The organism is Mesorhizobium huakuii (genome assembly GCF_030160235.1).
GTDB lineage: Bacteria > Pseudomonadota > Alphaproteobacteria > Rhizobiales > Rhizobiaceae > Mesorhizobium > Mesorhizobium huakuii.
The window spans coordinates 241620-266267 of sequence record NZ_BSNY01000021.1; the positions used below are offsets into that span (position 1 = coordinate 241620).

Here is a 24648-nt window from a genome sequence, read left to right on the forward strand (position 1 = left end):
ACCGCTTCACACTTTTCGGCATCATGCTCTGAGGGGCAAAAGAATGGAACTGCGCAAGAACTACTTCGCCGATGTCCGCAAGGACGATCTACACGAAATCGGCCAGCCCCGGCCCCGTTCGGATTCGCCCGGCCATGTCACCGGCAAGACCGCCTTTTTCGCCGACCGCAGCTTTCCCGGCATGCTGCACCTGAAGATGGTGCGCAGCCCGCACCACCACGCCCGCATCCGCTCGATCGACACATCGCAGGCGGAGAAACATCCGGGTGTCGTCAAGGTGCTGACCGCCAAGGACGTGCCGCACAACGTCTACACCATCCTGATCCTGATCCAGATCGGTCCCGAGGACGAGACGGTGCTGGCCGACGGCAAGGTGCGCTGGAAGGGCGAGGCCGTGGTGGCGGTGCTGGCCGAGACCGAGCGCGCCGCGCAGGAGGCCGCCGCCAAGGTCAAGGTCGACTACGAGGTGCTGCCGGCCGTCTTCGACATGGAGGAAGCGCTGAAGCCCGGCGCGCCGCTGGTCAACGAATATCACGGCCAGAACTACTACCTCTATGACAGCGGCGAATGCCGCAAGGTACGCTTCGGCGATGTCGAGGCGGGCTTCGCCGGTGCCGACCACATCCTGGAGCAGAGCTACCAGTCCTCGCCGATCGAGCATGCGCCGACCGAGACAACCGGCTGCGTGGTGGCGCCCGAAGGCAATGACCGCTTCACCTGCTACACCAACACGCAGGCGATGTTCTTCACGCTCGACAACACCTCGATCATCCTGCAGATGCCGGGCTCGAAGCTGCATTTCGTCGGCGGCACGGTCGGCGGCGGCTTTGGCGGCAAGGTCGACGTCATCGTCGAGCCGATCGCCATCCTTGGCGCCAAGCTAACAGGACGACCGGTCTGTTTTGTCTACAGCCGCGAGGAGGAGATGCAGATCTCCTCACCCCGCGCGGCCGAAAAGGTCGTCATCAAGGACGGCGTGATGAAGGACGGCCGCATCGTCGCCCGAAAAGTCACCGGCTATACGGATGCCGGCGCCTATTCGCGCCACTCGCCCTATGGCGCGCAGAAGGGCGCCGGACATTATCCCGGCCCCTACACCATCCCGAACGTCTGGATCGACACCTATTGCGTCTACACCAACCGCACGCCGTCCTCGGCCATGCGCGGCTTCGGCGTCACCATCGGCGACTTCGCGCTGGAGGTGCAGATGGACAAGCTGGCGCGGCTGATCGGCATGGACCCGCTCGAATTCCGCTTCGTCAACGCCTATCGCGACGGCGACATGAAGGCGCATCGCCAGCCGACCGAAGGGGCGGCACTCATCGAGTGCATGCAGGAAGCCTCGCGCGCCGCCAACTGGCCGGTGGCGGAAAAATACATGGCGATGTCCTCCTACAGGAAGGGAGCCTGATATGGCGATCCGGCGTGGACGCGGCGTGGCCGCGATCAACTATCCGACCGGCATGAACCTCGGCGGCGACCCGACCCAGGCGCTGGTGCACTCGACACCGACCGGCAATTTCATGGTCACCCTGTCATCAGTCGATCTCGGCCAGGGCATGAAGCAGATCATGGCGCAGATCTGCGCCGAGACGATCGGCGTGCCGACCGACCGCGTCGTCGTCGATACCGCCGACACCGATACCGGCCCGCACTGCATGGGCACCTTCGCCTCGCGCGGCACGCACCGCGCCGGCAACGCCGTCATCCAGGCCGCCAGGGAAGCGCGCCAGGTGATGCTGGAAGTGGCCGCCGAAGAACTGGAGGTCAACGCCTCCGACCTCGAGACCGACGGCCAGGGCAACATTCTGGTCAAGGGTGCGCCGCAGAAATCGATCTCGATCTTCGATGTCGCGCTGTCGGCGCATTTCAAGCGCGGCCGGTCCATATCGGGCCGCGGCATGTTCCTGATTCCGCGCTCCTATCCGGAGAAGGAGACCGGCGCGATGAAGCCGTCGACCTGCTACGCCCATGCCTGCACCGTGGCCGAGGTCGAGGTCGACGACGAGACCGGCGAGGTCACGGTGCTGACAGTCAAGAACGTCTTCGAGATCGGCCGCGCGCTGAACCCGAAAATGGTCGAGCAGCAGCTGGTCGGCGGCTCCTGGATGGGCATCAGCCACGCGCTCTACGAGACCACCGAGCCCTACTACCCCAACCGCGACCATGGCGGCACCGACTTCAACCAATATCTGATGCCCGGTCCCGGCGATCTTGCCGAGACCGAGATCATCGTCCTGGAGCGACCTTCGGCGGATGGTCCCTACGGCGCCAAGGGGCCGGGCGAAATGTGCGCCAATCCGCAGATACCGGCGGTCGCCAATGCCGTCTTCGACGCTGTCGGCGTGCGCATCGACACGCTGCCGATCACGCCGGAACGCATCCTGCGCGCGCTCAAGGCGCAAGCGGCGAACTGACATGCCCGAGGTCAACGCCGAGACTGTCGCGACCTCGCCGGAAGCGGTGGCGCAGCACCTCGCCGCCTCGCGCTATCTGGCCGACGACAGCCTGGCGACCGCCATTTTCCTGGCCATACGCCTGGGCAAGCCGCTGCTGCTCGAAGGCGCGCCGGGCGTCGGCAAGACCGAGGCGGCCAAGGCGATCGCCGAACTGCTCGGCCGCGATCTGGTGCGGCTGCAATGCTATGAGGGCATCGATGCCGCGCATGCGCTCTACGAATGGAACTATCAGCGCCAGCTGCTCGCCATCCGTCATGCCGGCGAGCATGAGATCGACATCTATGACGACCGTTTTTTGATCGCCCGCCCGCTCCTGCAGGTTTTGCGGGCACCGGAGCAGCGCGTGCTGCTGGTCGATGAGATCGACCGCTCCGACCATGAATTCGAGGCGTTGCTTCTCGAGTTCCTCTCCGACTTCCAGATCAGCATTCCGGAGCGCGGCACCATCCGCGCCGCCGCGCAACCGATCGTCATCCTGACCTCCAATCGCACCCGCGAACTCGCCGAAGCGCTGCGCCGGCGCTGCGTCTACCACTGGATCGGCTATCCCGACGCCGAACGCGAGGCCGCCATCATCATGCTGCGTGCCGGCGATGTGGCGCAGGCCACCGCACGCGCCGTGGCGGCAGCCGTGCAGACCATCCGCGCCCGGCCGCTCGCCAAGCCGCCCGGCATCGCCGAGGCGGTCGAATGGGCCAATGCCGCGACCATCCTGGAAAAAGGCGGCAGCCCTTGGCCGGAAGCCTTCCGCCGCGCCATAGGTGTGCTGATCAAGGACGAGGAGGATCTGTCCTACATTACGCCTGTGCTCGGCAGGATTGTCGAGGAGGCGCTGGGGTGAGCCGCGACCTCAACAATCCCTTCTCCCCGTTCACGGGGAGAAGGTGCCCCGCAGGGGCGGATGAGGGGCAGCGCCAACGGAGACAGGAAAGCCTGCCGCGCGCCGCAGTGCCCCTGCTCGGTTTCGGCCGCCTGCTGCGCCGCTACGGCTTTGCCGTCTCACCCGAACAAATCTCAGCTTTCATGCAGGCCGTGACCTTGCTCGGCCCCCGCTCGATGGCCGACATCCGCGAGGCCGCGCTTGCCACACTGGCACCGCCACCCGACCGCCGCGACGAATTCGAAGCGCATTTCCAGAGCCATTTCTATGGCAGCACCTCGGCCGTCATCGAAGCCGACGCCGACGAGGAAATCCGCATCAAGGATGATGGCGGCGCCGACGACAAGCGGATCGAGGCGGAGCACCGCCAGGAAGGCGGCGAACTCTCCTCCGCACTGGAACAGTTGAGCAGCCGCGACTTCCAGCGCGACGACCACAGCCTGACCGCCTTCCGCCGCAAGCTCTCCTCCGCTTTGCCCGCCCGCCGCTCCTTCCGCACCGTGCGCACCCCCTCGCGCGGCAAGCTAGACCTGCGCCGCTCGCTGCGCGAAATCGTCAGCGCCGATGGCGACGTGCCCTCGCCGCTGCTGCGCCGCCGCCAGACCGTGCCGCGCAAGCTGCTGCTCTTGATCGACGTCTCCGGCTCGATGAAGCTGCACACGGCGGACTATCTCAAGCTGGCGCATGCCGCCGTGCAAGGCGCCGACCGCGCCGAGATCTTCACCTTCGGCACGCGGCTCACCCGCATCACCTCGGCCCTGCGCATCCGCGACCGCGATCAGGCGCTGGCCCGCGCGGCGGCCCAGGTCGACGACTGGGACGGCGGCACCCGCATGGGGCCGACGCTGCTCGCCTTTCTCTCCGTGCCGCGCTTCTCGTCCTTCGCGCGCGGTGCGGCGGTCGTGATCCTGTCGGATGCGCTGGAGCGTGGCGACCATGCCGAACTGGAGACCGCGATGCGGCGGCTCAGCGCCCGCGCCTTCCGGCTGTCGCTGGCCACGCCTTTGGCCGGCGACCCGCGCTTCCGGCCGGCAACGGCGGCGCTGCGCGCCATCTTGCCTGACCTCGACGATCTCATCGACGGCTCGTCGCTGGCCAGCCTCACCGGTTTCATCCTGTCGCTGGCCCGCCCTGCCCCCGCGGCCGAGACCATCTGGAAAAGGGTATCGTGATGCAGAAAGCCATCGACGCGCATTTCCACATCTGGCGCCAGAAGGATCAGCCCTGGCTGGTCGGGCCCATGGTGCCGCGCATCTTCGGCCCCTATGAGCCGATCCGCCGCGACTATCCGATCGGCGAATTCCTCGGGGACCAGAAGGGATCAGGCGTCGAGAAGGCCGTCTATGTCCAGACCAACTGGGCGAAGGAGGATTTCGAGAAGGAGGTCGCCTTCCTGCAGAAGACCGCCGACGAGACCGGCTGGCCGCATGCCATCGTCGGCTATGCCGACATGACGATGGACGATGTCAGGCCGCAGATCGACCGGCTGAAAAAGTACCCGCTGCTGCGCGGGGTGCGCATGCAATTGCACTGGCACGAGACGCCGGCCTTCCGGTTCGCCGCCTCGGCGGATCAGGTCGTCGATCCCAAGGTGCAGGCCAATGTCGCCAGGCTGAAGGACTATGGCCTGTCCTTCGACCTGCAGCTCTTTCCCGCCCAGATGAAGGACGGGTTGACGCTGGTCGGCGAAAATCCTGAGACCAACTTCATCCTCACCCATGCCGGCATGCTGACCGGCATGGAGCCGGAAATCACCGAGGCCTGGAAGGAGGGCCTACGCACGCTATCGGCCGCGCCCAATCTCTACGCCAAGCTCTCCGGTCTCGGTACTTTCGTCCATCGCAACGACCCGGCGCTGATCGCCTATATCGTCGACAACGCCATCGACATTCTGGGCGCGGACCATCTGATGTTCGGCTCGAACTTCCCGATCGAGAAGCTCTGGACCAGCCACGCTGAACTGATCAAGGCGCATCGCGATGCGGTGGCTAGGCACGGCGCGGCCGCCGAGGCCGATGTCTTCTGGAATACGGCGGAGCGGGTGTATCGGCCGGTGTAGCGCCCTCTTCCCTTCCCCCCTTGTGGGGGAAGGTGGATCGGCGCGTCAGCGCCGAGACAGATGAGGGGTGTTCCAGCGGAGTGAGACGGTGACGTTCCCTGGAACACCCCTCATCCGTCCTCGCTCCGCGAGGCCACCTTCTCCCACAAAAAAGGTGAGAAGGAAGAAGCCATTGCAAGCCCGTTACTGCGTCGGCAGCATGCCTTCGACGTCGTTGGCCGCGTCATTGAGCGCTTCCTTGGGCGAGGCCGACTGGTCGACGATGCGCGACAGATTGTCGACGATCGTCTGCGTGACCTTGACCCCATTGGTGCCCGGGAAGGCATACCACGGAACCATCAGCGGCATCTGGCTGAGCCCGGCCTGGAACAGCGGGTTCTTCTTGTAGAAATCGCCGAGATAGTCCGGCGATTTCGCCGCCAGCTCGTTGTTGGGAACATAGCCGGTGCCGGGCACGACGACGGAGGCGCCATAGGGGCCGGCGGCGAATTTCGCGAACTTCCAGGCAGCCTCCTGCTTCGCCGTATCCTTGGTCAGGATGACCACGGCGTTGCCGCCGGTCGGCAGATGGCCGTTGACCGGATCGATCAGCGGGATCTTGGCCGTGCGCAGCGTGAACTTGTCGCCGACATTCTTGATGGTGTTGACCAGCGCACCGGTGGTCTGGAATTCGAAACCGACCTTGCCGGCCGCGAAAGCCTGTTCGCCCGCCGGCTTGGTGAAGACCGGCATGCCGCCCTCCTTCACCATGCGCTCGAGGATCTCCACCGCCTTCTCGCCTTCCGGCCCGTTGAAGGCGACCTTGCTTTCGTCCTCGTTCAGCATCTTGCCGCCGGCGCCGAACAGCAGCGCCGAGAACATCCAGTCGTCGCCCTGCCAGCGGAAGTCGATGCCGTCGACGCCATTGCCGAGAGCCTTGATCTTGCCGCCGAGCGCGATGACCTCGTCCCAGGTTTTGGGCGGATTGTCCGGGTCACCGCCGGCCGCCTTCACCAGGTCGGCATTGTAGTACATGATCGGATTGGAGGTGGCGAAGGCGAGGCCCACCTGCTTGCCGTTGACCTGCGCCAGCTTCAGGATCGTCTCGGAGAAGCCTAGCTCCGCCATGTTGCCTTCCTTCTTGACCAGCGGGCCAAGATCGACGGCGACGTCACGCTCGTTGAGCATGCGCAGGCGGTTGAGGCCGATGAAGGTGATGTCGGGCATCTCGTCGGTGCCGGCCTGGCGAAGAATGGTCTGGATGCCTTCTTCATAGGTCGCCGACGGGCTGGCGAACTGGATCTTGATATCGGGATTTTCCTCCATGAACTTCTTCGAGATCGTGTCCATCACGTTCTTGAAGAAGCCGGGCATCGGGTAGTGAACCGTCAGCGTCGTCTCGGCATAGGCCGGAAGGGCCGCCGCCAGCGACACCGCCGCTGCGGCAAAAATCCTGGAGAAATGCTTCATCGTTCGTGCTCCTTGTTGGCCCAGTCAGTTGTTGGCAAATTCAGCCTTTGAGGCCGGTCATGGTGATGCCCTCGACGAAGCGCTTCTGCGCGAGCAGGAAGGCGGCGACGAGAGGAAGGGTGATGATCAGCGTGGCAGCCATCAGCGCGCCATAGTCGTCGCCGGCCTCGGCGGCGCGGAAATACATCAGGCCGAGCGGCGGCGTGGCATAGGCCTGCTTGCTGACGACGATCAGCGGCCAGTAGAGGTCGTTCCAGTGCGCGACGACGGAGAAGATCGCGAAGGCGGTGACCGCCGGCCACGCATTGGGCACGATGACGCGTGCGACGATGCCGAGTTCGGACATGCCGTCGAGCCTTGCCGCGTGCAGCAGGTCGTCGGGCATGGCGCGGAAGAACTGCAGGAACATGAAGATCGCGAAAACCGATATGGTGAAGGGCGCGACGAGCGAGATGTAGCTGTTCAAGAGCGACATCCTGTCGAAGGCAACATAGAGCGGCAGCGCCGTTGCGTGGATCGGCACCAGCAGGCCGAGCATGACCAGCACCATCATCAGCCGCGCGGCGCGGAACTTCAGCTTGGCCATCGCATAGGCGCAAGGGATCGCCACCACGACCTGGAAGAAGAAGATCAGGCCGCAGACGATGACGCCGTTCCACAGCAGCGTCGCCATCGGCACCTTGGCAAACGCCTTGGCGAAGTTTTCCGCGAAGTAGAAATGTTGCGGGATGAGCGCCAGCGACGAGGTGAAGATGTCGCTCTGCGTCTTGCCCGCCGTCGAGATCATGAAGATGTAGGGCGCAAGGATCATCAGCGCGCCGAACGAAAGCAGCGCGAAGCGGATGATGCGGCCGGCCGGGATGCTGCTCATGTGTAATGCACCCGCCGGTCGAGCACGCGGTATTGCAGGAGCATCAGCACGACCAGTATCGCGAGGAAGACGACCGTCATCGCCGAGGCATAGCCGACGCGCAGGTAGACGAAACCCTCCTGGTAGATGGTGAAAAGCAGCACTTCGGAGGCCTTGTTGGGGCCGCCGTCGGTCAGCATCTTCACCGTTTCGAAGACCTTCACCGCATTGGTGATGCTGATGGTGACGACGAACAGCGTCGTCGGCCCGAGCATCGGCCAGGTGACCAGGAAGAACCGGTCGAGCGCCGATTTCGCGCCGTCGACGTGAGCGGCGGCATAGAGCTCGCGCGGAATCGCCGTCAGCCCCGCCAGGAACAGCACCATGTTGAAGCCGACCGACTGCCAGATGCCGATGATCGACAGGCTGTAGAGCACGGTGTTCGATGCGCCAAGCCAGTTCGGGCCGGGAACGCCGACGAGCGAAAGCAGCGCGTTGAGCGGCCCGATCGTTGGGTGGAAGATGTATTGCCAGACAGTCGCCATGGCGACGATCAGCGAGGCGACCGGCAGGAAATAGACGGTGCGGAAAAAGCCGCGCGCCCGCCCCTCGCCTTCGATCAGCAGGGCAACGCCGAGGCCAAGCACGATCGAGACCGGCGCGACGATGGCCGTATAGACCGAGGTGTTCCACAGCGACCGGCGGAAGGTGCGGTCGTTCAGGAGATGCGCGTAGTTCTCGAAGCCGACGAAGCGAAACTTGCCGTAGCCGAGCTCGAAATCGGTGAAGCCGAGAAAGATGACGGCAGCCACCGGCAACAGCACGAACAGCAGCAACAACACGATGGCCGGTGCCGCCAGCAGCCAGGCGGTTCGGTCCTCGCTGCGCGCACGCCGTGCCGCGGCGCTCGCGATATTGCCCGCCAGGGCGACGCTAGGCATAGGCCGACTCCTGCCGTGCGCCCGCTGTATCCGCGATGCGCAGCCGCTTTCCCTCCGGCCCGAAGACCATCGCCTGTTCAGGGGTCAGGACGACACCCACCTTCATTCCGGCGATCAGGTCCCTCGCCTCATGCGGCGCCAGCTTGGCGACGACGCTGTAGCCGGAGGTGTCGAGGCGGCAATGGGCAATGACTTCCGAGCCGAGGAATTCGAGGCGTTCGATCCTCCCGGCAAGGCCGCTCCGGCCGCTGGGAGACAGTTTCACGAATTCCGGCCGGATGCCGAGGCTGACCGGGCCGTTCGCCACCTTCTCCAGCAAGGCCAGCCGGATGCCTTCGAAGCCGACACCGCCGTTTTCCGCCTGCGCCTGGATGATGTTGATCCGCGGCTGGCCGACGAAACGCGCGACCTCGACATGGGCGGGATCGTTGTAGATCACCTCGGGTGCTGCGAGCTGCAGCAGATTGCCGCCGATCATCACCGCCACGCGGTCGGCCATCGAAAGCGCCTCGGCCTGGTCGTGCGTCACATAGAGCGTCGGCACGCCGGCGCGGCGATGCAGTTCGACGATCTCGCCGCGCGCATGGACGCGCAGATTGGCATCGAGGTTGGACAGCGGCTCGTCCATGAGGAAGATCGAGGGCTGGCGCACCATGGCGCGCGCCAGCGCCACGCGCTGGCGCTGGCCGCCCGACATCTGCCCCGGCTTGCGGTCGAGCAGGTGGTCGATCTTGAGAAGACCCGCCATCTCGCGGACATCGCGCGCGATGCCGGTGCGGATTTCCCTCTGGCCGGGCAGCAGCGAGCCGACCAGCGGCAGGCGCTGCGACCGGCTCAGCCGCTTCATGGCAAGCGGCACGGCGATGTTCTGGCCAGCCGTCAGATGCGGGTAGAGCGCGTAGGACTGGAACACCATGGCGATGTTGCGGTCGGCCGCGGCAACCGGTGACATGTCCCTGCCGCCGACGAAAATCTCGCCGCTGTCGGCATGGTCGAGCCCGGCCAGGATGCGCAGCAAGGTGCTCTTGCCGCATCCGGAGGGGCCGACGAGCGCGATGAATTCGCCGGCTTCGACATCGAGGCTCACGCCGTTCAGAATGGCGTTGCCGCCGAAGGATTTTCTCAGGCCGCGAAGCGACAGCGCGCTCATGACGCCACCCGCTTTCGAACCTTGTGCGCCTCGTGCGGATAGACCTCGGCCACCACGTCATCGAGGACGTAAGCCGTCATGCCGGGTATGGCGACGATCTCGCTGGCGACCGTGTCGCCGAATTGGTGGATAACGGCGCCAAGCAGTCGCTCGCCCGGCATGTCGCGCTCCATGTCGCCGACCACGAAGGCCGCCGACGGACCCCATACCAGTGACGTGCTCTCGTACGTGCCTTGCCATGCCCGATGCAGGTGGCCGCTTGCGAACAGCGCGACATCGTGGGCGGCGATCAGGTCGTAGAGGCGCTGGCGCTGCGCCGGCCTGACACTCCAGTAGCCGGTATCGCGCTCGCCGGGCTGGTCGATAAACAACGGCTTGTGGGCAAAGAGCGCGACACGCCGGCCGCCGCGGCTTTCCAGTGCAGTGCGCAGCCAGTGGAACTGCGCCTCGTCCTCGGCATCGTCAAAGCCCATCAGCAGGCTGTCGAGCCCGACGAGGCGCCAGTTCCCTGCGTCCTCAATCCAGTAATCGGGGCCGACCAGCCGGCGCCAGCGCTCGAGGCGTCCGGCATTGACCGGCTGCAGCGAGCCCGGCAGATGGCCGACATCGTGATTGCCGGGCACCAGCAGCATCGGCGCGGAGATTTCCCGCATCAGATCCATGCAGAAGGCGATGTCGTCGTCCTTGTCGGCCCCGTCGACGCTGAGGTCGCCGGTGTGGACGACAAGGTCGGCGCCGCTCTGCTCGATCCAGGCGGCGAGCGGCGCCCAATTGCCGTTGAAGTGCGGCTTGGTCGGACTGAAATGTGTGTCTGTGATCTGAACGATTCTCATGCCGGCTCCACCATGCGAGCCGCGCCCCCAGGCAAGCGGCATCGCATGGAGGCTTCCTTAGTGCCGTTCCATGTCACTTCCTTAACAGCAGCCGGGCAAACTGTGGACTAGCGCCGGTGGGAGCCTCAGCGGCGGCCGCCAATATGCATTATTCCAGACACGCAAGCGTGCTGGATGGGTCGCGTCCTCCGGGACGCGCAACCGATTTGTTCACAACGGTCGGCCTAAAACCTCGACCATATGCCGCTTGGAGCCGATGCTGACGGGCCCCGCCATCCGTACCGGGCCAAAACCTTGCCCCTGCCAAAAGCGAAGCGCCTGCTCATTTTCCGTGAGTACGCCGAGCTCGACGCGAGTGACCCGCTGCGATTTCAGCCACCTGAAAAAGTCGTCGCACAGGGCTCGTCCCACCCCTTGTCCGCGAAGGGCTTGATCGACCATGAGCAATGCAATCCACCAACACCCAGCTTGCGGATAATCGCGGTCGCAGGCCAGCAAGCCGACAAATTCGCCATCGATGGCTTTCAATCCAAATACGAACTTGTCGGCATCCGTGCGGTTGGGCGGAAAGCTTTCGAATTCCTCCCTCGCGCTGTTGGCATTGGGCGGCTCGCCGCGCTCCAGCTCAACATAGTCCGAGCAGGCCTGGTATAGCGGCGCCAACCGTGGAGCATCGTTTCCGACCAGCCCTTCAATCTCGTAGCCGGAGAGCGAAATTGGAAATCTGGTCGTCTTGTCCATGAAAATTCCGATTCTGGCGCAGCCCTTACTTCACCTCGAATTGCGGATCGACCGGGATCTGCATTGCCGTCACCAGATGGTTGGTCTGGCCGGCGAGCCCGATGATCGACACCAGCTCGCCATGCTGCGCGTCGGTCATGCCCTTGGCCCGCGCCGCGGCCGTATGCGAATGGACGCAGTAGGAGCAGCCATTGGCGGTCGAGACGGCGATGTAGATCATTTCCTTGGTCAGCGGATCGATGGCGCTGTCCGCCACCATCACCGCCTTCAGCTGCTCCCACACCCGCTTCAACGACACCGGATCATTGGCCAGCCCGCGCCAGAAATTGTTGACGAAATCCGATTTGCGCGTCGCCCTGATGTCATCGAACACGGCCTTCACCGCCGGGATGTTTTCGACCTCGGCATCGTTGGGGAGTTTTGTCGTGGCCATGGTGTGGTCCTTTCGTGTGGATTGAATCAGGTCTTGAGCAATCGTCGCCAATCCACTCGCCCGATTCACTTTTCCAGCGCTGGCGTGGAGATTCAGGTCAGGCCGAGTCGAAAACGGCGGGTTCCGAGAACCGGAGCGGAGCGTACTTAAAGTACGTGAGCACCGGAAGCGCAGGAAGCCGTCGTTTGCAGGCCGGCCTCACCTGAATCTAATGCACCGCCGCGTACATGATCTTCTCCTCCGTGGCCTCGGCTGGCGAAAACTCCTCGACGATACGCCCTTGCCGGCACACCAGAATCCGGTCCGACAGGTTCATGATCTCCGGCAGGTAGGAGGAAATAACCACGACGGCGAGCCCCTCATCGGCGAGCCGGTTGATGATCTGGTGGATTTCGGCGATGGCGCCGACATCGACGCCGCGTGTCGGCTCGTCGAAGATGACGATGCGCGGCTTTTGCACCAGCCCCTTCCCGATCACCACCTTCTGCTGGTTGCCGCCGGACAGTTCGACCACGCGGGCATTGTCGTTGATCGCCTTGATGTTGAGCGTCTTGGTCCATTCAGCCGAAAGCTGCCGCATCTCCTGCTGGTTGATCACCCAGGCCTTTTCGCGGCCTGCGGCGAGCAGCCCGCCGAACAGGTTCTCGGCAATGCCCATCGTCTCGAAAATGCCTTCGCTCTTGCGGTCCTCGGTGACGTAAACGATGCCGTCGGCGACCGCTTCGCTCGGCACGAGATAGCGCACCGGTCTGTCGTCGAGCTCGATCGCGCCGCCGCGCAGAAAATCGCGCTTGTAGATGCCCGAGACGATCTTGAAGGTCTCGGTGCGGCCCGAGCCGATCAGCCCGAACACGCCGGTGATCTGGCCCTCGAAGATCGAGAAGGAATTGTTGCGCACGACATTGCTCATCGAAATGTCCTGCACCGACAGCACCTTCTTGCCGGCCTTGCGCAGCTTGGCCTCGTCGCGCTGACGGTAGATCTGGCCGGACAGCGTGCGCCCGACCATGGCGGCGACGATCTTGTCGCGGTCGAAGGCCGACGTGTCGTCGGTGATCACCAGTTCGCCATCGCGCAAAATGGTGATGCGGTCGGCAATGGCAAGCGCCTCTTCCAGCGCGTGGCTGATGAAGACGATGGACACGCCGCTCGCCTTCAGCCGCCGGATCAGGGCGAAGAAATGGCGTTTCTCCTCCGGCGTCAGCGTCGCTGTCGGCTCGTCGAAGATGATGATCTCGGCATTGTGGTGCACCGCGCGCGCGATCTCCACCATCTGCCGCTTGGCGGCTCCCAGTGTCGCCACCATGGCATTGGGGTCGACCGGGAAATTCAGCGACTGCAGGAATTGCTGTGCTGAAATATACGTGCCGCGCAGCCGGTTGAGGAATTTTTCAGTGCCGAGATAAAGGTTCTGCGCCACCGTCATCGACGGCACCAGGCTGGTTTCCTGGAACACCATGGCAATGCCGGCTTCAAGCGCCGCATGCGGCGAGGCGTAGGCGATCTCCTGGCCCTTGTGGAACATCTTGCCCGAGGTGGCGTCGACCACCCTGCGATGATCTTGGTCAGCGTCGATTTGCCGGCGCCGTTCTCGCCGAGCAGCGCGTGGATCTCGCCCTTGCGCAGGTCGAAGCTGACATTCTTGACCGCCGGCACGCCGCGATAGTTTTTGGTGACGTTTTCCAGGCGAACGATCGGTTCCATCAAAAACCTCCCGCGTCGAGCACACAGTCGCCGCCCTTGGCGGCGATGAACAGCCGGCCGTCCTTTTCCGCCACGCTGCAGATGCCATGGCGCGTGCCGTTGGCGCGGCTGTGCAGGCTGAATTGCGGCTGCATCTTTGCGTCGAGCCTGACCACCAGCCCGTAGGAGCGGCTGGGCGACCACGGCTTGTGGATGCCCATGGTTCTGATACCGCCGCATTGCAGCGGTTCGAGGAAGCTGCGGTTGGAGGCGAGCGCCGGCGCGATCCAGTAGGCCGGCGGCACCTGGTCGATCATGTCCTGGCGGTAGTGCGTCTCCTGCAAAACGAATTCGATCAGCCGGTTGCGCGGCGCGAACAGCGCCAGCCAGGCGCCGCCATCAGCGGCCGGCGACAGCCGCGCGGGATAGCCGGGCAAGTGCGTCAGCACCGTCGAACGGCTGCCTGTAGCGCCGTCGAAGCGGATAAGCTGATGGTGCCAGCTCTCGCTGACCAGCACGTCCCCGCCGAGAGGATGGAGCCCATAGGGGAAAGCGAGAGCGCCGGCCACCTTGCGGAATTCGCCGCCCGTCGCGTCGCGTTTCCAAAGCGAACCGGACGCACCCTTCTTCATCAGATCGGCGGCCCATTGCGACGGCGCGTGCTCGGCCGACCCGTTGGCCAGCCACAGCGTGCCGTCTTCGGCATAGGCAAGCGCGGTGATGCAGCTGATATCAGCCGGCAGCGAAGCCTCCTTGCCTGATATCAGCAGCTTGCCGCTTTCGAGCGCCACAGTCAGCTCGCCCGATGGCGACAGCGCCAGCGCCGTGATCGGCGACGGAAAAGTCTCGATCACCTGGGGCTCGGCTCCGGCGGCAAGCGAATAGACGGCGTTGCCGCTGGACGCGAGCAGCCGGCCACCGGAGACCAGCAGATTGTCCGGCTCGCTCAACTCCGCGAAGGCCGGCGCCTCATCCAGCCGCGTGTTGGGCCGGAAAGCGCCGTCCAGCGGCGGGATCGTCACCGCCTTGCCGCGAAACATATCCAGGATCGGATCGAGGATCATGGCTTTGCGCCCCAATACGAAGCTGGGCTGGTCCAATTCGGGTCGGCGCCCGAGATCTTGTAGCGGCCGACGCGGTTGTTGAGGATGCCGCCGACGAAGAGATGGCCCTTGTGTTCGCGCATCGAGGTGACCATCGGATGCGCGTCGCCGGAGAGGTCGCCCAGCGCCTCGACGATGCCGCCCTTCTCGTTGAATTTCACGACGCCGCCGGTGTTGATGTTGGGGAACAGCCATTCGTCCTGCGGTAGCCGGCGCGTCATGCGCTTGCGCATGTCGGGATGGCGCAACGACAGGTCGAAGCTTGGCGTGCGCATGCCGAGCCACGCCATCCAGTAATTGCCGTCGGAAGCCCGGTTGATGTTGTCGGGATAGCCCGGCATGTCGCGGATGACGCATTCGGCGGTGCCGGTCTTCGGTCCTTCCAGCCAGTAGCGATGCACGCGGCAGGCCCAGCTTTCGGCGAAGAACAGCGACTTGCCGTCATGCGCCATGCACACGCCGTTGGTGTAGCGGTAGCCGTCGAGCAGCGTCTTGGTCGAGCCGTCCCTGGGGTCGTAGACCAGCAGCCGGCCGGTGGCGCGGTTCTCGATCGAATCCAGCGCCCAGTCATGCGCGTCATAGCGCTTGGTCGAGTCGGTGAAATAGATGCGCCCATCGGGCGCGATGTCGCAATCATTGGGGTCGCGCAGCCGCGCATCGTCGACGATCGAGGTCCAGGAGCGCGCGGTCTCGGCCGAGAGCCGCTTGACCTCGCGATCCGGCGACACGGAATAAAGCCCCATGGCGCCGACACAGCTGATCAGATTGCCCGATTTGTCGAAGGCCAGCCCCAGCGGGAAGCCGCCAATATGGGCAAAGACTTCCGACTTCACATAATCGGGCGCGAAGAAGCGGACGATCTCGCCGTGGCGGGTGCCGCAATAGAGATGGTCGTCGCGGTCGAGGATGACGTCCTCCGGCCCTTCCAGTTCGCCGAGCCCGATATGGTCGGCCGCCGACAGCCGGTTGTCGAGTTCGTAAGGCGTGCCGGAGCCCGGCACCGCCGACTGCGTCTCGCCCATCTTGAGATAGACCGGCGCGACATAGACTTCGTTCAGCACCTTGTGGCGGTTCTTCAGCCAGCGGATGTCGATGGTCACCGCCACCGCGAGCATGATGCCGAGCACCATCTGGTTGGTGCCGGTGCCGTAGCCCAGCCGGATCAATCCGTTGGTCATGGTCAGGACGATGATGGCGCCCATCAGCCCCTTGATCACCGAGCCGCGCCCGCCGCCCAGGCTGACGCCGCCGACCACGGCGGCCGTCAGCGCCATGATTTCGAGGTTGAGGCCGGTGCCCGGCCCTGCCCCGCTCAAGCGGCAGGCGATGAGAAAACCGCGATCGAGGCGCAGAAGCCCGAGAAGACATAGGTCATGAACACGGTGCGGCGCACGCGGATGCCGGCATTGTGCGCCGAGCGCCTGGAGCCGCCGACCGCCAGCACGTGCCAGCCCGGCCGCGAACGCGTCAGTGCGATATGGGTGACGATGGCCAGGATGATGGCCAGCCACACCGAGACGGAGAGGCCCCAGAAAGTGCTGTCGCCGATGAAGTCGAGCACGTCGGATGTGGCGGTCGAGAGCTGCACGTCGGCGGCATAGGTGGTGACCAGGATGTCGAACAGCGCCCGGCCGAAGATGAAGGTGACCAGCGTCGTGAGAAAGGCGCGCAGCCTGAGGTAGCCAACGAGGTAGCCGTTAATGGCGCCGAAGATCAGCCCGGTTGCGAGCGAGGCCGCCAGGGCCAGCCAGATCGACTGTTCGAGGATGAAGAAAACATAGACGGCGGAGAAACAGGACAGCGCGAAGATCGAGCCCACCGACAGATCGATGCCGCCACCCAGCATCACCACCGTCATGCCGGTGACGACCATGGAGAATTCGCCGAGCTGGCGGGTCGATTCCTGCAGCGCGTTCAGCTTGAAGAAGCCCGGAATGATCGAACCGAAACTCGCCAATGTCACCACCAGCGCCAGGAAGGGAATGGCGTTGTCGGTCCAGCGTTTGGTCAGGATCTCGCCGACCAGATGGTCGGGCACGAGATTGTAGCGCCATGACTGGAGGCGTTCACGAAAGGACATGGAAGAACGCCTTGATGTGCACGAGGTTGATCAATTCGAACCGCGCCTGGCGAGCGCCAGCGAGAAAGCCGAAGCCAGCAGCGCCCCGCCACAGACCCGCTCCAGCCAGTGCGCATAGCGGGACCGGACGAGCCGTACTCCACGCGCGCCAACCAGCGCATATGCGACCATGATCGCCAGCTCGGTGATCGAAAACACCACCGCCAGTTCGGCAAACTGCCGGAACTGCGGCTGAGCCGGATCGACGAATTGCGGCAGCAGCGCGGAGAAGAACAGGTAAGCCTTCGGATTTGTAATCGCGACAACCATGCTCCTCAGCCCGATCGCGAGGGCAGAACGCTCCGGCTCCGATTGCGTCCGCCGCGCCATGGAGGCCAACGTCTCGTTGGACAAGAGCATTTTGAAACCGAGCCAGGCCAGATAGGCAGCACCGACATATTTCAGCACCGAGAACCAGAATTCCGAGGCGGCCAGAAGCACGCCCAGCCCCGCCGCAACAGCCACGATCAGGATCAGGTCTGAAATCAGCACCCCGACCATGCCAGCGAAGGCGCGACGCAGGCCGAAGCGCGAGCCGTTGACCAGCGCCAGGATCACGTCTGGACCTGGAGTCGCAACAGCGACAAATGTCACAGCCACAAAAGCCAGAACGGTGGTGATATGCATGCCGCCTCACACGGTTTGGTGGTCAAGCCGAAAATGCGGTGGCGGCGGATATCCGCCGCCACGCATTCATTTGTCCATTGGGCTTATTTCGTCGCCGCTTCGGCCTGCAGCGCCTTCAGATCCCAGCAGCTGTCGGGCTTGAGGTCGGCCTTGGTCGTCGCCTTCTCCAGCGTGTAGATGTAGGTGTGCGAGGTGCCGGCCGGCTGACCGCTCTGCAGCAGGAACTTGATGATGGCGTTCATGTCACCCGACTGGCGGGCAAGCTCGGTCATCACCACGGCGCCGTAGGTGCCGTCCTGAAGCTTGTCGCAATCGGCCGCCTTTTCACCGCCGCCGGTGGTGACCAGGAACACTTTGCCGTCGAGCTTGGCGTCGCGGATCGCGGCGGATGCGCCGGTAGCGTCACCGTCCCAGAAATCGATGATCGAGCAGATGTCCGGGTTCTGCTGCAGCATCGTCGTCGTCACATTGCGCGAGGTCGTCGCGTCCCAGTTGGAGTCGGGCTTGGCCACCACCTTGAAGTCAGGATGCTTGTCCAGCACCTTCATGATGCCGGCATACTGGTAGAGGCTGGAGGAGTTCGCCTGGTCGCCCTGCACCAGGCCGATCTTCTTCGACGAGTTTTCACCGCAGCCCTTGATCGCCGCTTCGGCCTCGAGCTGGCCGAGCCGGTCCCAGTCGCTGCCGACAAAGGCGTCGGCCGGGAAGTTGGCGGGATTGTCGACCAGAAGCACATAGGTGCCGGCGGCCTGCGCCTTCTTCATCAGCTTGGAATAGGAGTTGAGGTCCGGTGCGTGGATGATCAGCACGTCGGGCCTGGTGTCCGATGAGATGGCGTCGGTGATCGCCTGCGCGCCGGCATCGACCACCCAGTTCGGATCGCGCGTCTCGAACGTGCCGCCCCAGGCCTCGACCTCCTTCTTCAGATAGTGCGCCCAGCCCTGCGCCAGGTCGAAGCCCATCGCCAGCGGCACCAGCATGACGCGCTTGCCCTTGAGCGCCTGTGCGTAGGCCGCCGGGCCCGGATCGTCGGCGGCGAAGGTCGGCGCCACGAAGGCGGTAACGGCGAGCGCCGTTGCGGCGGCCATAAGTGTCTTGATCAGTCTCATGTCACGTCCTCTGGTTCGGTTTCATTGCCGGCCGATCGTCGCGATCGCGCCGGGTACCCCGAGCAGATGGGCTAGCCCATCTGCCCTAAATGTCGCCCTGCTGCGCGGTCTGTTCGTCGCGCGGATTGATGATGCCGTCGACGATGATGGCTCCGAGCAGGATCGCCGCCTTGATCAGGTTCTGGTAGAGCAGCGGAATGTCGATGATGGTCATGGCGTTGAGCAGGATGCCGATCAGCGCCGCGCCAACCAGCACGTTGCGCACCCCGCCCCTGCCGCCCGACAGGCCGATGCCGCCGATCACCGCCACCAGCACGATGTCGTAGAGCAGCGTCGAGTTGACGACGCGGGTGTTGATCGAATGCAGGCTGGCCGCCGTCAGCAGGCCGGCGATCAGCGCCACGAATGCCGAGAGCACGTAGCGCAGCACCAGCATCGGCCGCACCGGAATGCCGATGTTGCGGGCGGCGACCGGATTGTCGCCGGCGAAATAGATGTAGCGCCCCCATTTGGTGTAGCGCAGGAACAGGAAGAACAGGAAAGCCAGGCCGGCGAAGACGAACACCTCGATCGGAATATCGAGGAAGCGCAGGCCGCCGAGCAGTTCGACCCAATGGCCCTGCGGCACCGGCACGGCGTCCTGCGTGATCAATTGCGAGCGCACATAGCCGAAGACGAAGGAGCCGGTCGCCAGCGTCACGAAAATCGCCGGCACGTCGGCATAGGCGACGAGAAAGCCGTTGAGCAGCCCGATGGCGAGCACGCCCGATAGTACATAGGCGAAGGCCAGCCCGTCCGACGTGCCGGTGTTGAGCAGTTGCAGATACCAGGCGACCGACATCGCCATGATCGCCACGGCCGACAGATCAATGCCACGGCCGATGATGACGACCGCCATGCCGAGCGCCAATATGCCCAGCACCGACACGGACCTGACGATGGCGACGAGGTTGTTGGGGTCGACGAAGCCCGGCAGGCCTATGGCCGCTGCAACGAACAGCATCACCGCGATGGCAAAGACAATGCCTTCCTGATTCAGGCTCCTGAGATTTAGCCAGCCGTTCGCGTTCATGTCTGCATTTGCCCCGATGGCAGCGCTGCCATCCCGAAGCAAAAGCTAATCGGCTCAACGCCGGTTCGTCAAATGAATCCGCGTTCAGAACGCCGCCTTGGAGCGATATTCGCCGAGTGGACGCATCGATTGCCAAAACTGGCGCAATGCCCGGAAACTCCTGCATTTTTGGCAACCGATTGCGCCAATGCCACCAGCCGCGAAAGCGCAGCGTCGAGACGAAAGCACAGAGCGGAATTTATCTTCGCATCGGGTGAGAAAATTCGATTTTCAGTTCCCCGGCACGTGGCCGGAAACTTCGGCGCCGGCAGCGGGCGGCAGCACCAGAAAACGCAGCGCTGCCACCAGCCCGATGGCGCCGATCACGAAAAACGCGATTCGAAAATCGACGAGGTCAAGTGCCGGCTGCGCCCTGGCGATCTGCGACAGATTGAGGATCGCCGCCGCCACGGCAACGCCGAACAGCATCGCCACCTGCTGCAGCATCGAGGACAGCGTCGCCGCCGAGCTGCGCTGCGCCGCGTCGATATCAGCGAAAGCCAATGTGTTGAGCGCGGTGAACTGCATCGAGCGCGACAGGCCGGCGATCAGCATCAGCGCCACCACCAGGGCATGCGGCGTCTGCGGCGAGATCACCCCGCAAGCCATGATCGAGGCCGAGGCGATGATGCCGTTGACCACCATCACCGGGCGGAAACCGAAACGCCGCAGCGTTGGCGTCGTCACCGTCTTCATGCCGAGATTGCCGAGGAAATAGGCCAGGATCATCAGACCGGCATCGACAGGCGACAGGCCGAAACCAAGCTGGAACAAAAGCGGCAGCAGGAACGGCGTGGCGTTGATCGCCACCCGGAAGATGGTGCCGGCTGCGAGCGTCGAGATGGCGAAGGTCAGCACCTTGAACGAGGAGAGGTCGAGCAGCGGATGCGGCGCGCGCCTGAGATGCCGTACCGCCAGCCAGCCGATGACGATGCCCGCCGCGATCAGCGCTATGGTCGGCAGCATGCCGTCCTCGGGATGCGCGATGCGCTCGAGGCCGTAAAGCAGGCAGGCGAGCCCGAGCGACGTCAGGAAAAACCCGGGCCAGTCGAGCGGCTTGGGATCGGCCTCGCGATCGCCCGGGATGAAGCGGGCGACCAGCGCCAGCCCAACCAGCCCGAGCGGGATGTTGATGAAGAAATTCCAGTGCCAGGACAGAGTGGTGGTGATGAAGCCGCCGAGCACCGGCCCGACCACCGGCGCGAACAGCGCCGGCCAGGTGATCAGCGCGGTGGCGTTGAGCAGCTCGGATTTCGAGGCATTGCGCAGGACGAGAATGCGGCCCACCGGCGTCATCAGCGCGCTGCCCAGCCCCTGCACGGCGCGAGCAGCGACGAATTCGGTCAGATTTTGCGAGAAGCCGCAGGCGAGCGAGGCCAGAGTGAACAGCGCGATCGCAACCAGGAAGATGTTGCGCGCGCCGAAACGATCGGCGAGCCAGCCCGACAGCGGCACGAACACCGCCATGGTCAGCATGTAGACGGTGATGCCGATGCTCATCGCCACCGCCGGCACGCCGAAGGACTGGCCCATCTGCGGCAGCGAGGTCGAGATGATCGTCGAATCCAGCAGTTGCATGAAGAAGGCGATGGCGACGATCAGCGCCACGCGCCGCGCATTGGTGGCCGTTTCGGGTAAGGCTTCAGTCTCGGGAAGGGCAGTCATGTCGGTCCGGTTTGAACAGCATTTAGCCGGCAGCGTCCAGACACGGCGCAACAAACTTTCGTGTCACCTCGCGGCCTGCTATGGGATGGACGGGGCGACCGAGGAAAGTGCGCGCGTAAATGAAGCCCATCTATATCGACTATCTCAATGCCCTCGACATCGAAGCGCTCGCCATGACCGATGGCGAAATCATCGCCGCGGTCGAAACGGGCCTGGTGGCCCAGGGCAAGGGCCAGACGGTGATCGAGCCGCGCGTCCATCTCGAACCGGATCCATCCTTCCACGGTCACTTCAACGTGCTGCGCGGCTATGTGGCGCCGCTCGACACGGCGGGCGTGAAAATCGTCGGCGACTATGTCGACAACTATCTGCACGGCCTGCCCTCGGAATTCGGCATCCTCAATCTGTTCGATCCGCGCACGGGCACGCCGCGCGCCATTCTCGACGCCACCGTCATCACCGACATGCGCACCGGCGCCGTCACCGCCATCGGCGCCAAGCATCTGGCAAGGAAGAATTCCAAAGTGCTCGCCCATATCGGCGCGCGCGGCACCGCCTATTGGAACGTACGGCTGCTCGACCATCTCTTCGATTTCGACGAGATCCGCGTCCATTCCCGCCGACCGGAAAGCCGCGACGGTTTCGCCGCAAAACTCGCCGCCGATCTCGGCAAGACGGTCACGGCGGTCGACGACTGGGAGAGCTGCGTCACGGGCGCCGACATCGTCGTCGAGGCCTCCCGGCTGCCCGAGCCGCAACCGCTGCTCAAGACCGAATGGATCAAGCCCGGTGCGCTGGTCGTGCCCTATGGCACGATGAGCGCGGTGGAACTGTCGCTGACTGACATCATGCGGAAGATGGTCGTCGACGACTGGGGCCAGTGCAAGGGCGGCAAATTCGGCTCGCTGCGCGCCCATGTCGAGACCGGACGGCTCAGCGAAAAGACGCTGCATGCCGAACTCGGCCAGATCGCCGCCGGTCTCAAACCTGGGCGTGAAAGCGACGACGAGACCATCCTGTTCTGGCATCGCGGCCTGTCGCTCTCCGACATTGCGCTGGGCAAGGCAATGCTCGCCAAGGCTGGAGAAAAAGGCATCGGCCAAAGGCTGCGTTTCGCATGAGCGCGCTCGTCCTCGCCGGAGCCGGGGTCAGTGTCGGTGATGTCGCCACCGTCGCTCGCCAGGCGCGCAAGGTGGAGATCGGACCCGAAATCATCGGCAGGCTGGAAAAGGCGCGGCGGGTGCTGGACCAGGCCGCCGCCTCCGGCCAGCAGATCTATGGCCTGAACACCGGGCTCGGCGCCAATCTCGGCACCTCCGTCGAAGGTGACGCCAGCGCCTTCCAGCGTCAGTTGCTGGAGGGACGCAGCGGTGCGGTCGGCGAAACCCTGCCGGTCGAGGCCGTGCGGGCCACCATGGTCGCCCGCGCCTCGATGCTGTCGGCCGGCGGCTCCGGCCTGTCGCCCGCCGTGTTCGTCGCTCTGGTCGACGCGCTCAATGCCGGTGTCCATCCCGTGATGCCGTCGCTCGGCTCGATCGGCGCCGGCGACCTGGTGCTGATGACCGCCCTTGCCCGCCTGCTGGTCGGCGAAGGCGAAGCCGATTACCAGGGCCGGCGCATGCCGGCTGCCAAGGCGCTGATGATGGCCCGCCTCGCCCCGATCAGCCTGGCGCCGAAAGACGGGCTGTCGCTGATCAACGCCTCGGCGGTCTCCGCCGGCGGCGGTGCGCTGGTGGCGACGGATGCGCTGTCGGCGCTGGCCCAGCAGCAGCAGGCCGGCGCGCTGACCATGGAAGGTTTTGGCGCCAACCGCACGATCCTCGATCCGCGCCTGCAGATGGCGCGGCCGGCCGCCGGACAGCAGGAGGCGGCAAAGGCCTTGCACGACCTTCTCGCCCGCGAGGAGATGCCGGCGCCGACCACCATTCAGGATCCCCTGTCGATCCGCTGCATGCCGTCGATCCATGGCGCGCTCATCGAGGCGATCGCCCAGGCAAAGCGTGCCGTCGAGATCGAACTCAACGCAGCCGCCGACAACCCGCTGGTGATCGGCGACGACGAACTGGTGATGTCGACCGGCAATTTCCACACGGCCTCACTCTCGCTCGCCTTCGAGACGCTCAGCCTGGCCGTCGCGCAATGCGCCGCCGCGAGCGTCGCCCGCTTCATCCAGCTCACCGGCTCGGGCCGCAACGGCCTGACCAGATATCTGTCGCCCATCGGTGGCGCCTCGGCCGGTTTCGTGCCGCTGCAGAAGACGGCGACATCGATCCTGGCCGCCATCCGCCACAAGGCCAATCCGGTGATGCTCGACTTCCTGCCGGTTTCGGAAGGCGTCGAGGACCATGCGACCCAGTCGCCCCTCGCCGTTTCAAAATGCGCCGGAATGATCGCGCTGTGGCGGCGGCTGATCGCCTTCGAATTGATGGCCGCCGCCCAGGCTGTCGACCTGCGTGAAGGATTGACGCTGGCGCCGCGCACTGGCGCGATCTATGCGGCGGTGCGCGCTCATGTATCGATGCTGAAAGACGACCGGCCGCTGGGGGCCGACGCCGAGGTGCTCCACGCCATGCTCGCCGATGGCGCGTGGCAAGGCGCTGCGACGGTCGGCAAGGAAGCCGAATAATCAGCTCTTTGCGTCTACTCTTTTTATGAACAGGCTGAGTTCGGCCGGATCCATGTGCACGATGTGCCTGTCCTCGGGATAGGCGCCGCTGTTGACGTCGGCGACATATTCGGAGAAGGCCGCCACCCGCTCCGCCTGCAGCCGGTCATATTCGGCGGCGAAGTTGCGGTAGACCTTGGAGTGGCGCGGCATGTGGCCCCGGTTCTGGCCGAGAATGTCGTCGGCGAACAGATATTGCGCGTCGCAGCCGGTGCCTGCCCCCATCGACAGCATGATCAGCGAGGTGCGCTCCGAGATTGCCTTGGCGACTTCGACCGGCACCACTTCGATCTCGGCGCCGACGGCGCCGGCGGCCTCCAGCTGCTTCACCGCTTCGAAAACCTGCAGGGCTGTATCGGCGGTCTTGCCGACCGCCCTGAAGCCGCCGGTCCAGGTGGCGCGAGACGGAATGAGGCCGACATGGCCGATGACGGGGATCGCATCGTCGGCCATGCGCTTGATGGTGGCGTAGCCGGCGCTGCAATAGACCGCGTCGGCGCTTGCCTATAGAGCCGGAAGGCCCAGCGCAGGAAATCATCCGCCGTGCCGATCTCGAAGAAATTCTCGCCCGGCATGGTGAACAGGCTGGGCGCGGCATCGCGATACTCAGGGTTGAGCACCAGTTCGGGCGGCACCGAGACGATATCGACCCCTGCCCGCTCCGCGGCCTCCGCCTCGTCCAGATTGAGCACGCGCAGCATGATCAGCTGCCGCTTGCCCTTCATCGCGCGCAGATCGGCGACGGTCGGTCTCTTTCGGCTCATTTGAACG

The 24648-nt window shown here is 64.6% G+C and carries 20 protein-coding genes and 3 pseudogenes; 7 read left to right on the forward strand and 16 right to left on the reverse strand.

Features of this window, described 5'->3' with window-relative positions:
* Positions 1–43 precede the first annotated feature (43 nt).
* From QQK95_RS11345 to QQK95_RS11365, 5 genes are read left to right on the forward strand one after another with little or no spacing between them, the layout of a single operon-like run.
* On the forward strand, positions 44–1411 hold the full coding sequence (locus tag QQK95_RS11345) for a xanthine dehydrogenase family protein molybdopterin-binding subunit (RefSeq protein ID WP_284272272.1): 1368 nt from the start codon (positions 44–46) through the stop codon (positions 1409–1411).
* A 1-nt stretch (position 1412) separates the two neighbouring features.
* A complete protein-coding gene (locus QQK95_RS11350) occupies positions 1413–2417 on the forward strand; it encodes a xanthine dehydrogenase family protein molybdopterin-binding subunit (RefSeq protein WP_023756899.1) in 1005 nt (334 codons plus the stop codon).
* 1 nt (position 2418) lies between these two features.
* Positions 2419–3300: an AAA family ATPase gene (locus QQK95_RS11355; protein ID WP_284272288.1), complete on the forward strand. Its 882-nt coding sequence runs from the start codon at positions 2419–2421 to the stop codon at positions 3298–3300.
* Positions 3297–4511 (forward strand): vWA domain-containing protein, encoded by a 1215-nt coding sequence (locus tag QQK95_RS11360; RefSeq protein WP_284272291.1) that lies wholly within the window; start codon positions 3297–3299, stop codon positions 4509–4511. The genes QQK95_RS11355 and QQK95_RS11360 overlap by 4 nt, the downstream gene beginning before the upstream one ends.
* On the forward strand, positions 4511–5398 hold the full coding sequence (locus tag QQK95_RS11365) for an amidohydrolase family protein (RefSeq protein WP_284272293.1): 888 nt from the start codon (positions 4511–4513) through the stop codon (positions 5396–5398). The genes QQK95_RS11360 and QQK95_RS11365 overlap by 1 nt, the downstream gene beginning before the upstream one ends.
* 183 nt (positions 5399–5581) lie before the next feature.
* Here QQK95_RS11365 and QQK95_RS11370 read toward each other — a convergent pair whose 3' ends face one another.
* From QQK95_RS11370 to QQK95_RS11435, 15 genes and pseudogenes are all read right to left on the reverse strand, one after another.
* A complete protein-coding gene (locus QQK95_RS11370; protein ID WP_284272295.1) occupies positions 5582–6847 on the reverse strand; it encodes an ABC transporter substrate-binding protein in 1266 nt (421 codons plus the stop codon).
* Positions 6848–6887: 40 nt separating this feature from the next.
* Positions 6888–7718: a carbohydrate ABC transporter permease gene (locus QQK95_RS11375; RefSeq protein ID WP_284272297.1), complete on the reverse strand. Its 831-nt coding sequence runs from the start codon at positions 7716–7718 to the stop codon at positions 6888–6890.
* Positions 7715–8638, reverse strand: coding sequence for a carbohydrate ABC transporter permease (locus QQK95_RS11380; protein WP_284272299.1), 924 nt, complete (start codon positions 8636–8638; stop codon positions 7715–7717). Before QQK95_RS11380 ends, QQK95_RS11375 begins: the two co-directional genes overlap by 4 nt.
* A complete protein-coding gene (locus QQK95_RS11385; RefSeq protein WP_284272302.1) occupies positions 8631–9788 on the reverse strand; it encodes an ABC transporter ATP-binding protein in 1158 nt (385 codons plus the stop codon). Before QQK95_RS11385 ends, QQK95_RS11380 begins: the two co-directional genes overlap by 8 nt.
* Positions 9785–10621 (reverse strand): metallophosphoesterase family protein, encoded by an 837-nt coding sequence (locus QQK95_RS11390; RefSeq protein ID WP_284272303.1) that lies wholly within the window; start codon positions 10619–10621, stop codon positions 9785–9787. The genes QQK95_RS11385 and QQK95_RS11390 overlap by 4 nt, the downstream gene beginning before the upstream one ends.
* Before the next feature lie 210 nt (positions 10622–10831).
* Positions 10832–11362 carry a GNAT family N-acetyltransferase gene (locus tag QQK95_RS11395; RefSeq protein ID WP_202359624.1) on the reverse strand — a complete coding sequence of 177 codons (531 nt, stop codon included), beginning with the start codon at positions 11360–11362 and terminating at the stop codon, positions 10832–10834.
* Between the two features lie 25 nt (positions 11363–11387).
* The gene (locus QQK95_RS11400) at positions 11388–11795 is read right to left on the reverse strand and encodes a carboxymuconolactone decarboxylase family protein (protein WP_284272307.1); all 408 of its coding nucleotides are present in this window, start codon (positions 11793–11795) and stop codon (positions 11388–11390) included.
* Between the two features lie 208 nt (positions 11796–12003).
* The gene (locus QQK95_RS11405) at positions 12004–13068 is read right to left on the reverse strand and encodes a sugar ABC transporter ATP-binding protein (RefSeq protein ID WP_409371683.1); all 1065 of its coding nucleotides are present in this window, start codon (positions 13066–13068) and stop codon (positions 12004–12006) included.
* Positions 13063–13499 (reverse strand): annotated as a pseudogene (locus tag QQK95_RS33470) (ATP-binding cassette domain-containing protein); the annotation flags it as partial. The pseudogene QQK95_RS33470 and the gene QQK95_RS11405, both read right to left, overlap by 6 nt.
* Positions 13499–14542: an SMP-30/gluconolactonase/LRE family protein gene (locus QQK95_RS11410; RefSeq protein WP_284272308.1), complete on the reverse strand. Its 1044-nt coding sequence runs from the start codon at positions 14540–14542 to the stop codon at positions 13499–13501. The pseudogene QQK95_RS33470 and the gene QQK95_RS11410, both read right to left, overlap by 1 nt.
* Positions 14539–16661: pseudogene (locus tag QQK95_RS11415) on the reverse strand (ABC transporter permease). Before QQK95_RS11415 ends, QQK95_RS11410 begins: the two are co-directional and overlap by 4 nt.
* A gap of 30 nt (positions 16662–16691) precedes the next feature.
* Positions 16692–17327, reverse strand: coding sequence for a LysE family translocator (locus tag QQK95_RS11420; protein WP_284272310.1), 636 nt, complete (start codon positions 17325–17327; stop codon positions 16692–16694).
* Between the two features lie 83 nt (positions 17328–17410).
* Positions 17411–18436 carry a sugar ABC transporter substrate-binding protein gene (locus tag QQK95_RS11425; protein ID WP_284272312.1) on the reverse strand — a complete coding sequence of 342 codons (1026 nt, stop codon included), beginning with the start codon at positions 18434–18436 and terminating at the stop codon, positions 17411–17413.
* A gap of 85 nt (positions 18437–18521) precedes the next feature.
* Positions 18522–19508 carry an ABC transporter permease gene (locus QQK95_RS11430; protein WP_284272314.1) on the reverse strand — a complete coding sequence of 329 codons (987 nt, stop codon included), beginning with the start codon at positions 19506–19508 and terminating at the stop codon, positions 18522–18524.
* A 270-nt stretch (positions 19509–19778) separates the two neighbouring features.
* The gene (locus tag QQK95_RS11435; RefSeq protein ID WP_284272316.1) at positions 19779–21212 is read right to left on the reverse strand and encodes a DHA2 family efflux MFS transporter permease subunit; all 1434 of its coding nucleotides are present in this window, start codon (positions 21210–21212) and stop codon (positions 19779–19781) included.
* A gap of 119 nt (positions 21213–21331) precedes the next feature.
* Between QQK95_RS11435 and QQK95_RS11440 the strand changes: the two genes are divergently transcribed.
* Both QQK95_RS11440 and QQK95_RS11445 read left to right on the forward strand, forming a co-directional pair.
* On the forward strand, positions 21332–22333 hold the full coding sequence (locus QQK95_RS11440) for an ornithine cyclodeaminase family protein (RefSeq protein WP_284272318.1): 1002 nt from the start codon (positions 21332–21334) through the stop codon (positions 22331–22333).
* Complete coding sequence (locus tag QQK95_RS11445; RefSeq protein WP_284272320.1) at positions 22330–23838, forward strand: HAL/PAL/TAL family ammonia-lyase; 1509 nt, start codon at positions 22330–22332, stop codon at positions 23836–23838. The genes QQK95_RS11440 and QQK95_RS11445 overlap by 4 nt, the downstream gene beginning before the upstream one ends.
* On the opposite strand, the pseudogene QQK95_RS11450 reads toward QQK95_RS11445, so the two are convergent.
* Positions 23839–24641 (reverse strand): annotated as a pseudogene (locus QQK95_RS11450) (3-methyl-2-oxobutanoate hydroxymethyltransferase).
* Positions 24642–24648: the final 7 nt, after the last annotated feature.

Coding starts and splice junctions, on each gene's coding strand:
- QQK95_RS11440 (WP_284272318.1), top strand. CDS start 21,332: ATGAAGCCCATCTATATCGACTATCTCAATGCCCTCGACATCGAAGCG.
- QQK95_RS11420 (WP_284272310.1), bottom strand. CDS start 17,327: ATGCATATCACCACCGTTCTGGCTTTTGTGGCTGTGACATTTGTCGCT.
- QQK95_RS11385 (WP_284272302.1), bottom strand. CDS start 9,788: ATGAGCGCGCTGTCGCTTCGCGGCCTGAGAAAATCCTTCGGCGGCAAC.
- QQK95_RS11405 (WP_409371683.1), bottom strand. CDS start 13,068: ATGGTGGAGATCGCGCGCGCGGTGCACCACAATGCCGAGATCATCATC.
- QQK95_RS11390 (WP_284272303.1), bottom strand. CDS start 10,621: ATGAGAATCGTTCAGATCACAGACACACATTTCAGTCCGACCAAGCCG.
- QQK95_RS11430 (WP_284272314.1), bottom strand. CDS start 19,508: ATGAACGCGAACGGCTGGCTAAATCTCAGGAGCCTGAATCAGGAAGGC.
- QQK95_RS11370 (WP_284272295.1), bottom strand. CDS start 6,847: ATGAAGCATTTCTCCAGGATTTTTGCCGCAGCGGCGGTGTCGCTGGCG.
- QQK95_RS11400 (WP_284272307.1), bottom strand. CDS start 11,795: ATGGCCACGACAAAACTCCCCAACGATGCCGAGGTCGAAAACATCCCG.
- QQK95_RS11380 (WP_284272299.1), bottom strand. CDS start 8,638: ATGCCTAGCGTCGCCCTGGCGGGCAATATCGCGAGCGCCGCGGCACGG.
- QQK95_RS11445 (WP_284272320.1), top strand. CDS start 22,330: ATGAGCGCGCTCGTCCTCGCCGGAGCCGGGGTCAGTGTCGGTGATGTC.
- QQK95_RS11365 (WP_284272293.1), top strand. CDS start 4,511: ATGCAGAAAGCCATCGACGCGCATTTCCACATCTGGCGCCAGAAGGAT.
- QQK95_RS11410 (WP_284272308.1), bottom strand. CDS start 14,542: ATGATCCTCGATCCGATCCTGGATATGTTTCGCGGCAAGGCGGTGACG.
- QQK95_RS11395 (WP_202359624.1), bottom strand. CDS start 11,362: ATGGACAAGACGACCAGATTTCCAATTTCGCTCTCCGGCTACGAGATT.
- QQK95_RS11355 (WP_284272288.1), top strand. CDS start 2,419: ATGCCCGAGGTCAACGCCGAGACTGTCGCGACCTCGCCGGAAGCGGTG.
- QQK95_RS11435 (WP_284272316.1), bottom strand. CDS start 21,212: ATGACTGCCCTTCCCGAGACTGAAGCCTTACCCGAAACGGCCACCAAT.
- QQK95_RS11375 (WP_284272297.1), bottom strand. CDS start 7,718: ATGAGCAGCATCCCGGCCGGCCGCATCATCCGCTTCGCGCTGCTTTCG.
- QQK95_RS11425 (WP_284272312.1), bottom strand. CDS start 18,436: ATGAGACTGATCAAGACACTTATGGCCGCCGCAACGGCGCTCGCCGTT.
- QQK95_RS11345 (WP_284272272.1), top strand. CDS start 44: ATGGAACTGCGCAAGAACTACTTCGCCGATGTCCGCAAGGACGATCTA.
- QQK95_RS11350 (WP_023756899.1), top strand. CDS start 1,413: ATGGCGATCCGGCGTGGACGCGGCGTGGCCGCGATCAACTATCCGACC.